13 protein-coding genes are annotated in these 12,590 nt (G+C 42.8%); 4 read left to right on the forward strand and 9 right to left on the reverse strand.

Going from position 1 to position 12,590, the window contains the following annotated elements; all coding sequences use genetic code 11:
* Nucleotides 1–440 precede the first annotated feature (440 nt).
* Together RM347_RS02675 and RM347_RS02680 are read right to left on the reverse strand one after the other, a co-directional pair.
* Nucleotides 441–3,134 carry a TIGR03960 family B12-binding radical SAM protein gene (locus RM347_RS02675; protein WP_322717952.1) on the reverse strand — a complete coding sequence of 898 codons (2,694 nt, stop codon included), beginning with the start codon at nt 3,132–3,134 and terminating at the stop codon, nt 441–443.
* Nucleotides 3,135–3,282: 148 nt separating this feature from the next.
* A complete protein-coding gene (locus RM347_RS02680; RefSeq protein WP_322717953.1) occupies nt 3,283–3,612 on the reverse strand; it encodes an STAS domain-containing protein in 330 nt (109 codons plus the stop codon).
* 470 nt (nt 3,613–4,082) lie between these two features.
* Between RM347_RS02680 and RM347_RS02685 the strand changes: the two genes are divergently transcribed.
* Complete coding sequence (locus RM347_RS02685) at nt 4,083–4,283, forward strand: hypothetical protein (RefSeq protein WP_322717954.1); 201 nt, start codon at nt 4,083–4,085, stop codon at nt 4,281–4,283.
* 289 nt (nt 4,284–4,572) lie between these two features.
* Here RM347_RS02685 and RM347_RS02690 read toward each other — a convergent pair whose 3' ends face one another.
* Nucleotides 4,573–4,917, reverse strand: a complete 345-nt coding sequence (locus RM347_RS02690; protein ID WP_322717955.1) for a hypothetical protein — start codon at nt 4,915–4,917, stop codon at nt 4,573–4,575.
* Nucleotides 4,918–5,218: 301 nt separating this feature from the next.
* Here RM347_RS02690 and clpS point away from each other — a divergent pair, with 301 nt between their 5' ends.
* The 3 genes from clpS (at nt 5,219) to RM347_RS02705 (ending at nt 7,316) form a co-directional block, all read left to right on the forward strand.
* Nucleotides 5,219–5,500: an ATP-dependent Clp protease adapter ClpS gene (gene clpS / locus RM347_RS02695; protein WP_322717956.1), complete on the forward strand. Its 282-nt coding sequence runs from the start codon at nt 5,219–5,221 to the stop codon at nt 5,498–5,500.
* A gap of 78 nt (nt 5,501–5,578) precedes the next feature.
* On the forward strand, nt 5,579–6,403 hold the full coding sequence (locus tag RM347_RS02700; protein WP_322717957.1) for a CPBP family intramembrane glutamic endopeptidase: 825 nt from the start codon (nt 5,579–5,581) through the stop codon (nt 6,401–6,403).
* A 94-nt stretch (nt 6,404–6,497) separates the two neighbouring features.
* Nucleotides 6,498–7,316, forward strand: a complete 819-nt coding sequence (locus RM347_RS02705; protein ID WP_322717958.1) for a hypothetical protein — start codon at nt 6,498–6,500, stop codon at nt 7,314–7,316.
* Between the two features lie 294 nt (nt 7,317–7,610).
* Here the strand turns inward: RM347_RS02705 and RM347_RS02710 are convergent, their stop codons facing one another.
* The 6 genes from RM347_RS02710 to RM347_RS02735 form a co-directional block, all read right to left on the reverse strand.
* Complete coding sequence (locus tag RM347_RS02710) at nt 7,611–7,748, reverse strand: hypothetical protein (protein ID WP_322717959.1); 138 nt, start codon at nt 7,746–7,748, stop codon at nt 7,611–7,613.
* A 122-nt stretch (nt 7,749–7,870) separates the two neighbouring features.
* On the reverse strand, nt 7,871–8,113 hold the full coding sequence (locus tag RM347_RS02715; protein WP_322717960.1) for a hypothetical protein: 243 nt from the start codon (nt 8,111–8,113) through the stop codon (nt 7,871–7,873).
* Nucleotides 8,110–8,310: a hypothetical protein gene (locus tag RM347_RS02720; protein WP_322717961.1), complete on the reverse strand. Its 201-nt coding sequence runs from the start codon at nt 8,308–8,310 to the stop codon at nt 8,110–8,112. The genes RM347_RS02715 and RM347_RS02720 overlap by 4 nt, the downstream gene beginning before the upstream one ends.
* A gap of 117 nt (nt 8,311–8,427) precedes the next feature.
* Nucleotides 8,428–9,066, reverse strand: a complete 639-nt coding sequence (locus RM347_RS02725; RefSeq protein WP_114082785.1) for a pentapeptide repeat-containing protein — start codon at nt 9,064–9,066, stop codon at nt 8,428–8,430.
* Complete coding sequence (locus RM347_RS02730) at nt 9,063–10,460, reverse strand: DICT sensory domain-containing protein (RefSeq protein WP_322717962.1); 1,398 nt, start codon at nt 10,458–10,460, stop codon at nt 9,063–9,065. The genes RM347_RS02725 and RM347_RS02730 overlap by 4 nt, the downstream gene beginning before the upstream one ends.
* 68 nt (nt 10,461–10,528) lie before the next feature.
* On the reverse strand, nt 10,529–12,121 hold the full coding sequence (locus RM347_RS02735) for a photosystem II high light acclimation radical SAM protein (protein WP_322717963.1): 1,593 nt from the start codon (nt 12,119–12,121) through the stop codon (nt 10,529–10,531).
* Nucleotides 12,122–12,590 lie beyond the last annotated feature (469 nt).

Below are 12,590 nucleotides of genomic sequence, written 5' to 3' on the forward strand. Positions count from 1 at the left end.
GAGCCGCTCTAGCCTAAGGCAAGCCGCGCTTTGCCCGTCTGTGAACGTCTACAAGTCGGCATAACCGACAGCAGTTGCTTCAACTCTAAAAAAGTAATGCACTAGCTCTTGGGCACTACTGTGGATTAGACATTCAGCAGTTGTTTAAAAAGCATGGATTTAGAGAAGCTAACCGAGCCTGCTGTTAGTTACTGATTCACAAGGTAGCTATAGAGAGAGTGTGCGTTATTTAATCTGCTTTTTGTTTGTCTGGGATAAAATCCTAGAAGTTGCACTCTAATATCTTTGCTTTCGCCCCCTGAATACCAGGGTAGTGAACCAGCTAATTCAATGCAGCGCCAGAAAATTTCTCTTCAACCCATTCTAACGCAACCTTGCTAAAAATCAATTCCTACGATGTGCCATATTAAGACAACTACTAGCAAGTTGCCCTACGGGAATTATACCCCTAAAATTAGCCGATTGCGGTGGATGTGCAGGAGTTGAAATTCTACACTAGCCACTGTCTCTAGCATAGACAGTATTTGTTCGGGACGCAACAGCAAACCGTCCTGGCGATAGCTACCTAGATAACGGATTACAGACGACATAGATTCTGTAATGCCTTTGTGGGTTTCTACTAATTCCAGTTCAAACAAGCGATCGCGCAGATTTATTAACTGGCTCTTGCCTGACTTAGTTGTGTGCTCGTACCAAAGTTCCTCTTTTGCTTTGATTGTATTAATCCAGTCTTGCCATTGTATGGGTGTTGTTTCTTCAAGTGCTGCTACAGTAATCAAATACTCTGCGGACTCTAGCAGTTGGGTAGCAGCACTAGCTTTTAAATCTATCTGCTCCACATTATATATAGGTATGTCTGTGGGCATTTCACGAGCCAACTTTTCTCGGAAAGTATCAACTTCCACTGGCACAGTTAACTCAAAATCTGCAATTTCACCGCTGCTAGTCGCCCCTAGAGCCAAAGCAGTTGCTAGAGAAATCCGCGGCATTGGATGAAATCCACCTGTAAAAGCGATTGGCAAGCCTGCTCGCCGCACAACTCGGTCAAATAGACGGATTAAATCAAGATGACTCATCAATGCCATATTACCCTGTTTACCAAACCAAAGTCGCAGTCTTTGCGCCTTGGTTGTGTTAGGGACAAACTCACCAGCAAATTTTGGGATAGCAGGAGATTCAATCACGATGTTATGCCCAAAGTCGGTGCCACAGACGCCACAGTGAGAACAACCATCAAAAGAGCAATCAGGTACAATTGCGGCTTCTAGGGCGCGTTGCAAGTCTTCCTTAAGCCACTTTTTATCAATCCCGGTATCAATATGATCCCAAGGAAGGGGAATATCGAGGGAGTGGGGAGTGCTGAGTGGGGTATTCTCCTCTGCTCCTCTGCTCCTCTGCTCCTCTGCTTCTTTGCCCTTCTGTGCCTCTGCGTGAAACAAATTCCATTCGCCATTTTCTACTTGGCGGTATTTCCAATCTAAATCGGCTTGGGCGATCGCAGACCCCCAAGCGCTAAAAGCTTGATCTAAATTTTCATACCAGGAATCCATACCTGCACCCAATTCCCAGGCACGGCGGACTACTTTGCTCAAATTGCGATCGCCTCGTCCCACAAAATCTTCCATTGCCGAAATCCGGACATCGGTAAAATTTACCTTCACTCCCTTTATCCGGCGAAATTCTTGCCGTAGCAGGTTTTGTTTACGCTTAAATTCAGCAGTAGAAACTGAGTGCCACTGGAATGGTGTATGAGGCTTGGGCGTAAAGTTAGAAATCGTCAGGTTAAAGTTTAGGGGTTTTCTGCCGTTGCCCCGACATTCTCGCTGTAGCCAGCTTACCGTTTCCGCAATGCCCAAAACGTCGGCATCCGTCTCACCCGGCAAGCCAATCATAAAATACAACTTGATTTTATCCCAGCCTTGCTCCCAAGCCGTTTTCACCCCCCGCAACAATTCTTCATTCGTCAACCCCTTATTCACGATGTCTCGCATCCGCTGAGTTCCAGCTTCTGGAGCAAAAGTCAGTCCACCTTGGCGCGTACCTCCAAGGATGTTGGCAATATTCTCATCAAATCTGTCTACCCGTTGGCTTGGTAGAGTCAGAGAAATGTTTTCATTTTTTAAGCGATTTTTGATTTCCATCCCCACTGCTGGTAGGGACAAATAATCAGAACAACTCAGAGATAGGAGGGAAAACTCATTGTAACCAGTAGCCCGCATACCCTGTTCAATTGCTTCTACCACTTTATCCGGTTCTACATCCCGTGCTGGTCGAGTGAGCATTCCTGGTTGACAGAAGCGACAGCCACGAGTGCAACCACGTCGAATCTCAATGGTCAAGCGGTCATGCACCGTTTCTACGTAGGGAACTAACCCAATAGAATATGCTGGTATAGGAGTTGCAACCCGGCGTAGAATTCGTTTTGGCACGTCTGGGCGACGAGGATGAACTGAGCCATCCTCTGCCATCTCGTAAAACTGAGGCACATATACACCTGGTATCTGTGCCAAATCCAGTAACAGATGTTCCCGACTTAATCCTGCTTGTTTGCCTTCTTCCAACACCAAACCAATTTCTGGCAGCAGTTCTTCTCCATCTCCAAGGGCGAAAAAGTCGAAGAAGTCGGCATAAGGCTCAGGATTTGATGTCGCTGTTTGCCCACCCGCAAAAATCAACGGAAACTGGGACTGGAGATTAGTAAATTCTCCACCTGTTTCCCCTGCTTTTTGGCGTTCTCGCCACGTTAAAGGAATTCCAGCCAAATCCAACATTTCTAGGATATTAGTTGCACCCAGTTCATAACTGAGGCTAAAGCCTAAAATGTCGAATTCTGTCAGCGATCGCTTTGACTCTACCGCAAACAATGGCGTGTTAGTTTCGCGTAGTTTGGCTGCCAGGTCTTGTCCTGGGAGGTAGGCGCGATCGCACAATTGACGCGGTTGGGCATTCAAGATGTTATAAAGGATGATGTGCCCTAAATTAGATGCACCGACTTCATATACTTCTGGGTAGGTTAAAACCCAACGTATTGCTGTCGTATCCCAAGGTTTGTGTACTGCTAACAGCTCGTTACCCAGGTAACGGGCTGGTTTTAAAATATCCGACGTTATTAATTTTTCAACTGCAACAACCACTGTGCTATCTTCTAGCTACCTTAATTACAGCTACTCAACCCCAACCTTAGCATTGAATTAGGTCTTATAACAGAGTTTATCGTTGCAACTTACAACTCCTTTACATAAAGTCCACTTATTGCCCAAACCTTCGTGCTTTTACATAAAGTTATGTTTCAGCTAATTCGGTTTCACCATCTAATATTTCAAATACCCTATCGAGTTGCGTCAGTTCAAAAATAATTCTAATTGATGGAGCAACAGCACAAAGTTGGCAACTCCGTCCTAAAGTAAGAGCCAGCTTGTGTGTAGATAACAATGCCATCAATCCCGCGCTGTCTAACGATTCTACTCCTGCTAGGTCTACTACCAAGATGGAAATACCATTTTGTGCCAACGCTGTGGTCATATCTCGTTCAAATTCCAAGGCGTTTGCACCATTCAAACACCCTTGGGGCCGAATAACTGCAATCTTGGGATAGTTAAGCACTGCTTGCATAGTTACATCCTATTGAGAATTTTTGAAGCGTCAAGCTAAGGATTATTTGAACATAAACTCTTTTTTGTTGCATCGACCATACGTCTTAGCTCTCTTTGCTGAATCTTTATTGGTTTAGTATCTCTGTTTAAAGATTGTTATAATTCCCGTTTAAAATGTGTTTCTATATACTTTTTTTTTATCCCAGTTCAAAAACAATCAACTATAGACAGCCATAGAGCAGACAAATTATCAGTAACTATGCTGAAAAAATTTGTTTATTCTATCACTAAAGCTAATTTAGCCAAGTCTTAACGGTAAGTTAAACCTCTCACTTTAGCCTTGCTGATGGCATACAGCAAAGTCATAGCAAATTATCTATCTAGCTAATTAAATTGTGATATATATCACTAGTAAATTAGTATTTGATTGCTCTTTATACTTAGACCGATCTGGGATGATCGGTATCATATACAGTTGGATTATTAGTTATGAAAACTCAGTACGCTATTCGTAAATTGGTAGAAAAAGCTCTTGACATTAAAAAACTAACTCCTGAGATAGAAAATGAAATCAACTCAGAACTGACGGAACTGGGTTACATTTCTGATGTTGATTACGAAGCCCTAGAATTATTAATGGCAGAGATGGATGCTGGTCGAATCCAGTTGGTTCCTAGCCTGGGATATTAAAATAATTCGTAATGACACTTACAGACTCGCTACCGCTACGCTAACGTAATTAAGTTTTGTAACGGAGTTTTAGAAAGAGCCACAAAACTTGAAGGATGTAGCGATCAAATTTCTTAGTGATGAGCGGTTACAAGAAGGGATGCAACGAATTGAAAGATGGTGGTATTCGCTACGCTTGATAGGGGGAATAAAGAACTCTCTGGGGATAAGGCGTAATGGGGAGTAAGGAGACGAGGGAGCAGGAAGAGGATGATAAATGACCAATGCCCCATGCTCTATGCCTTAATACCTATTGATATGCTTGCCAAAGTTGGTGAATAAACTGATTGAGTTGCTGCTTGGCGGCTGAGTCAGGTTCAGTTTTTGGTTCTTTTGCTAAAATTTGGCTCAAGAAGGTAATTACTTCTGTGTCTAAAGCTGGCCGAAATAAATTGGCAGGCCAAAGCAGGTCAGATGCATCCCGCAAATCGGTAATTAGCGGTGATTCTTGAATCAAAGTAACCATTAATAAAGGACGCACCCAACACAACTGGCGGGAAACTACAAATTGAATGACTTCTGCATACAGATTCCTGTCGCCATGCTCTAAAGACACAATTTGTCCCGGTTGAAGAAAATCTAGGCTCATGTCCATTATTATGCAGTTTGGGCAGGGGCAAGGATTATTTTACAACTTGCTTAATCTTAAAAGTAAAAATGCGCTAAGTTTAAGGAAAGCTTCTGTAAGATTAAGGTAGCACTCTCACGGCAACGATGTCTAAGATATGTATCTCACAAGTAGCTACGCAAAACTAATACGACCAATCCCTGGCAGCAAAGGGGTTTTTCTAGCATAGTATCTGGACAGAAATACTATAGAATAGGTAAATAACTGTTAAGCGATCGCTACACAGACACTTTGTAGTAGTGAATCAACAAGAAAAGAGCAAAGAGCCGTGTCAGTTGAAACTATTGAAAAGCCTTCCACAACCCGTAAGCTAGCGCCTCGGTATCGCGTTTTGCTCCATAACGACGACTACAACTCAATGGAGCATGTTGTGCAGTCACTAATAGCCACTGTGCCAAGCCTTACCCAACCCCAGGCTGTTAGCATCATGATGGAAGCCCATACTAACGGGCTAGCTTTAGTCATTACTTGCGCTCAGGAACACGCTGAGTTCTATTGCGAAACATTGAAAAGTCACGGTTTAAGTAGCACGATTGAACCTGACGAATAGTCATTAGTCATTAGTCATTGGTCATTGGTCATTAGTCGAAATTTAGAATATTGACTGGTGTTTGGTGACTTACTAGGTATGAAAAAAAACATTGCCCGTTTAGCTGAACGCCCTGCCCCTATTAGGCTGGGTTCTTTTATTTTGACTTTATTGTTGCTATGGTTGCCATTGGCTACACCAATATACTTACTAGTACATGATTCAAACTTAGAAAGTATATTGACATTGGTATTGTTATATGCGATTTTTATTTTTCTTTTGAGATTATGGGGTAAATATGTCTACCAGCAGCCCCAAATTCTGCGGCATTATGGTTTAGAATTCACGCGGCAAAACGGTGTGGATTTACTGCGTGGCTTGGCTCTGGGGATAATTAATATTCTGATACTTTTTGGGGTAGAAAGTTTGTTGGGTTGGTTGGTGTGGCAACAACCGAAAGTTTTTTTACTGAAAGTTATTTTAGAGGGTTTACTTGTTGGGTTAGGTGTTGGATTTGCTGAGGAATTGTTATTTCGAGGCTGGTTGCTAGATGAATTACAACGAGATTACAGTCCGCGTGTGGCACTGTGGACAGATGCAACTGCGTTTGCTACATTGCACTTTATCAAACCCTTGGAGGCAATTATTCATACACTGCCGCAATTTCCAGCTTTAGTACTGCTGGGGTTAACGCAAGTATGGGGAAAGCGTTGGCGTAGGGGACGCTTGGGTTTTCCAATTGGTCTACATGGTGGTTTAGTTTGGGGTTACTACATTATTAATGTAGGTAAATTAGTGAAATATTCTGGTCAAGTTCCTGATTGGGTAACTGGTGTAAATAATAATCCCCTGCAAGGAGTGATGGGGGTGTTGTTAATGAGTGTACTAGCTTTGTGGATACGGGGACGGAGTCTTAAAAATTAAAAATGGGTAACATTTTCTAAAGATAGCTAATTTCTTATTATTTTTGGGAAAGCTAGTAATAGGTAATTTGATATAAAATTTTGCATGTGTTCAGATGCCTCAGTTACAAATTATTATTACTGGAATTTTCTGTGCAGCTATCTTTACTTGCTGGTTGGTCTTTAGCAGTTCAACTTTTAACATTGGAATAACTCCTGTTATTGCTATACTTTTTCTATTGATATCGTTGGGATTAATTTTTTGGGTATTCTTCAGTCCAGGTGGAAAAGCATTCGCCCGCAAATACAACAAATTACAGCAGCAAATATCAGAGGTAGAGAGCGAAATTTCCTTACTTGCTCAGACTTTATTGAGAGAAAGTAATTATACAAAAGTAATGCTTGATTTTCAGGGACTTTATACATTCTCTGAAGTATCAGAATGGGAAAACAATGCAGGCATTACAATTCAAAGAATCATGAACTCAATTCAAAATCTTGAGACAGAAATAGCTAGTCATAAAGATATTTTGAATCAGTGGAAAATAAATGAGCTTCAGAAGAAACATATATCAGTCCTAGAAAATATGGCAGAGAAATTACAAGAAGCCATAGACTTTACCCCTAACTCTTCTAAAGAGCAAAAGGCACTACTCAAGGAACTACGCCATCAGAAAAAAGAATTACAATTACAAAAGCGTGAAGTAACAGCTAATATGAAAGCAATACAAGCAAATGCCCGTTCTCGCAATGTTTATGCAGGTAGGGGATTTTTGGGTATATATAATTCCAAACTAGCAGCATACGAACGACGTAGAATTCGGTATCAAAAAGAAGCTGATTTAAATCCTAGTGAAGATATCAAAGCTGCAATCGAACGTCAAATTATGCAGATTGACAAAGATATCCTTTGGGTTGAAAGATTTTCAGAGTGATCTAAGACCAATAACGAATGACTAATAACTAAATCGGCGGGCGGCTACTCCTCCCATCGGCTAGGGTAATGGAAAAGAAAGCAACTTGATCTCAAGAAGATGCTATTTGAGCTATGGTATTCTGGGCAGTTGTAGACAATCGGGAATCGCCAAAAATGTACCAGATGACTGCATGAGTGGCAGCTACAGCACGCAGCATCAAATATCCTCTCGTGGAAAACTAGCCCATTCTTCACTACGGGCTGCATCAATTTCCTCTGCGGAAGGCGCTTTTCCCAAATCCGCACACAGTCCTCATAATGATTTGCGGAGAACGATAGATGATTGATCTGTTAACTCGCGTTCTATATCAGGAGCAATTTGCTGGATCAAACGTACTTTGTCCACGGTTGAAAGTTGCTTTGCTAGTCTGATAACTTCTTTTAGGCTCACAAATTTTCACCTGCTTCATTTGCGAAAATTTTAACAATAGCTGAGAGTACTGCGAAACGGTGAAGTAGTAACCTTTGGATGGGAATCAAAACGATCGCTATAATTCACTTTGGCGATCGCACCTACGCCACATTTTTGACTGAGATAATTCCTTCACCACACCACTGAATCAGTAGCCATCTGTCAGAATCTTTATCCAATGATGGCTTGAGACGGAAATTAAAAACCTCTTGCCATACTTCTACGCCGTACTGGGATACAAAATCTGCCTCCAGTTGTTTAAACTGTTCCCATTGCCGATTTGCGATCGCAGTCAACATGGGAATGATTGCGCTAATTGAGACTTGGGCGGCGACGGGTGTCATTCTGGGTAGTCCTCAAAAATACAAATAATCGGCATCGGTGGTTTTTTGGTGTTGATGATTTTAACCAACCGTTTACCTTTGCTTCTGGCAAGCGCGAAACAGGCTAACTCTGTTTCTGCTGCCGACCAATCCCTTGGATCTGTTACCGGATCAAACTCTTCTTCATCTGAGTTGTTTGATTGGCTTTCGTCGGTCATGCTTTGATTCGTTAATAGGGACTCCGACTAGGTACACTTCGACTCACAAATTTTCACCTGCTTCATCTGCAAAAATTTTAACAATAGCCAAGGATACTGGGCTTTTTGGTAGAATCTTTACGCAAGCGTCTCAACCACAGTACCCACCACACACGCTTTATTCAAATTAACACCACTCAAATTTGCACCTTCTAACTCTGCACAGAGTAAATTCGCTCCTGTCAAATTCGCCCCTGCCAAATTTGCCCCCCGCAAGTCCGCTTCTTCGAGGTTGGCTTCACTCAACAATGCCCCTTGCAAATCGGCGCGACTCAAGTCTGCACCTTTGAGATTTGCCCCAGTCAGGTTTGCACCCCGCAAGTCAGCACCTCGCAAGTCAACGCCTTGTAAGTTCACGTTCATTAAATTGGCACCACTTAAGAAAGCACCCACTAATGACACATCACTGAGTCTTGCTCCCATCAAGTTAGCGCCGCGCAAGTTACTACCCCGTAAGTCAGCGCCTGTTAAATCTGCTTGCATCAGGTTTGCTCCCATCAAATTCGCCCGCAAGTCAGTTTCTTGGAGGTTGGCCCCCATCAAATTCGCCCCCTCCAAATGCCCACCTTCGAGTTTGGAAGCCGCGAAATTAGTGCCGACAAGAGTAGCGCCAGCAAGATTAATCCGGCTTAAATCCAGTCGGGAGAGTTCCTCATCTTCTAAATTGGCCCCTGGAAGTTGTTTGAGTTTTCCTAATCTAATGGCTTCAATATTCATGTAAAGTAACTACCAATTTCCTCACTTATCTTGCTGTGGCTATCCCATTGGGAATCAAGTATCCAGATACCGGCGCTGACTTTGGGTGTCATCAAGGGTAAGTCGAGTCCCTGTTGTAAACCCATAACTAATAGAGTTAGGGTATCTACAAGTTTAGGGTCAAAGCGGGTAGATTGTTGCTGTCTGCACTCATCTAAAGCTTGAGTAAATATCTGTTCCCGGCTTTCATTTGACGATTTTCGCTCATTGACTCGCCACTGAAAGTCTGCCAATAATGCCAAAATTCTCGACTCTAGGGGAATTTCATCTCCAGCTAAACCTGCTGGTTCCCCTGTGCCATTCCACCACTCACTTTGATGAGTAATAATTTGGGCAACTGCTCGCAGTCGTGGCATGGTTCGCAATACTTGCGCCCCCGGTACTAAAGGACAGGTTAAGGGACAACTAGGGGCATCTTCTTGATACCGTGTGGATATACCGCCAGTGAGAACGCTTTCTGCTTTTTGTAATGGATCTATGCGATGCAACAAAGCCGCTAGCCGCAGTCTCTTAATCTGCCATGCGGGAAGATCCAAAAGCTGGGCGATCGCTTCAGCAAGAACTACTATTTCCGCAGCTGCCATTGGATTGTTGACATCTGCCATATCCATCAGTTGCGCCATTCGCAAAAAAGCTTGGATTTCGTTAGAAACCAAGTTGCGATCTAGGGTTTGTTTCTGAAGCGCTGTTGGTATGGATAAATTATCTTGCCCAGTCTGGAGGTAATCTACTACACGGGAGACAACTGCACCTAAATTTTGGGATCTGTCCATTGACGGTACAATTTGTTCTTTATCGGCTGTGAGTTTTTTCGCCAGTTCTGGGTTGTATTTTCTGATGTGAGCGATCGCTATTTCTGCTGTCTCTTGCACTAACTCCGGCTCAAATGTCCACAAGCCGTAGAATTTACGCTCTAAGTCTGATGTCGGCACTCCAGCGCTGCCATAATCAGCCTCTGATAATTCTTGACAAATTACCATCGCTGTGTATTTAGGTGACAAAATAATTAAGTGCCACTCCTGCGCCACTGGATCGAGTGGATCTAATGCTACTAAGTCTACATTGGGTAGCTGGCTGGTAGGATGTTCAGCAAAGCCGGATTCAGCGGCAGCCATGATGGCAATTTCGCGGCTGCACTGGGCAATGTCTGCATATCGTTGAGCTTCTTGTAGATACCATTTACCCTGTTGGAAAGCTGTGATTACTAAGGGTGTACCGTCGTCCGTTAAGATATGGTCTTCTAGAGCGTGGCACAGGGCAACTAGGGTATTTTTATAGTAAACACCGAATCGAATTGGCCTGGTGGTATGGCGATGGGCTGTTTCTAGCTGTTGTAGGATTGAACCTTCTAACATGGGATTTGGTAAAAATAACCGCAGAGGCACTGGGGAACAAAGGGGGAGAAACTCAGAATTCGTGTTTTCTAGGATACACCTGTTAACTGTTTTTCTTTCGTTTCTAACGGTGCTGTAAGTGCTGCTTCTAAGTCAGCGCAACCCAGTTGTTCTTCTAAAATTTTCATGACTTCGCGTCCGAAGTCGTTGGGGTTTTGTTGCCAAGCTTGCAAGCAGACTTTGCCGAAGAATGAACCAAGGGGTTCCGGATTCCAAAGGAGTTTTTTGGCTGTCCACGGCATCAAACTCATTGGATCATACCCTGGCTTGAGGATGCCTTCTTTAAAAGCATATTCTTCCAAATGAGTATGGGGTTGTAGTCCAATAAAGAAGATGGCAGGTTCGACTTTATCAGCACCAAAAATCCGTTCTAGTTCGCGGTGGTAAGCGATGGTTTGGCGGATGGTTTCGGGACGTTCGTCAATGACGTTAAAGGAGTAGTTGACGGAAACTAAGTCGTTGAAACCAGCTGCTTTTAAATCACGGCAGTTTTGCAAGACGTTTCGCAAGTTATACCCCATCCGCATTTTCCGCACGAGTTCTTGAGAACCACTGGTAATCCCAATTTCAAAATAGTTCATCCCGGTTTTCGCCATCAAGTCACACAACTGGGGTGTCAAATTGTCGGCTCTGATATATGCTGCCCAGTGAATGTCTGTCATACCAGAATCGACGATTTTTTGCAATAGTTCTATGGCATCGGCGATAAATTTTTTCGCAGGGATGAATTGAGCATCGGTAAACCAAAAGTTGCGAATGCCGCGATCGTATAATTGGCGCATCTCAGCAACCACTTCATCTGCTGGGTTGATGCGTACTTGTTTGCCTTCAACGACGGTGTAGACGCAATAGCAACAGTTGTGAGGGCAACCACGCTTAGTTTGTACACCTATATAAAAGTCTTCTTCTTGCAGGTAAAAGTTAAATTCCGGCCAGATGCTTTCTATATAGTCATAGTTACAAGCTGTTTTTTCTAGTGGGGTGGGTTGTTCGTGAATTAGGCGTTTCCGTGGTTGAGTTTCTCCTGCAACGTAACAGCGTTCATCTCGAAAATCTCTGCCATTTAAAAGTTTTTCCAGCAGGGTTTCGCCTTCACCCACAGAAATAATTGTCCCTTGGGGTAAGCTTTTACCCAACTGTTCGTAAAATACGCTGACTGCACCACCACCTACAACTACACGGGCATCAGAATTATATTTTTGGGCACGTTTTAAGCCGCGTTTGATTAAGCCCTGGTTTCGCCACAACTCTACATAGTAAGCGATGAAGATTCGCAAACCACCCAATCCCCCACGTAGTTTCAATAGAGGATTCTTAGCGTAGTAAAATTCAAAGGCGTTTTGCAGTGGGTTGCCACCACGTCCGCCAACTGGGGCATAAATTTGAATATCCCGCCAAGAAAATACTAGTAGTGTCGGTTTAAATTCATCAATACAGCGATCCAGAGCCGAACTGTAGTCTAAAGGTGGCACTGTTCCCAAATCAAAGATGCGCTGTTCAATATTAGGAAACTGCTTGTGGACATGATCGCTCAGGTAGACAACCCCAATAGGAAAGATGGGGTTACAAGGAAGGCGAACGTAAAGAATTCGATTTTCCATTATGTGTGTTTTGACTTCCATCTTGCCAATCTTTGGAGAAAGCGAGAGAAACATCCAGTTTGAAAGTGTGTGCTTGTTTTATTTGGTTTTATTTATCACAATTGCGCTTGACATTTAAGCCAATTATTGGTATCGATGAACCTGCTGTTAGCAAATGCCGTAAACGCTAAAATTGCTGTGCACAAAACATACATGGAATCTATAGAGAGCTTTATGAAGACATTTTTTCATATAGCTTTACCATAACATCGAGTTTATTCATTAAGCGATGATCCCAGCCGATTAATCTTGGCATAGATGAAACAGCAAAACTGACTTCGTCGCTATGGGAAAAGCAAAGGGATCATTGTCATGTCTATTCCCTAATGATCTGTCTTAAGAGATTAAAGCTTTTATACCAGTAAAAAATATCAAAAACTTTTCTTTGTAGTGTATAATTCCGGAAAAGGCATAAATAATTACAAAATTTTCATAACTAAAAATATATCTT

The organism is Nostoc sp. ChiQUE02, from assembly GCF_034531305.2.
GTDB lineage: Bacteria > Cyanobacteriota > Cyanobacteriia > Cyanobacteriales > Nostocaceae > Nostoc.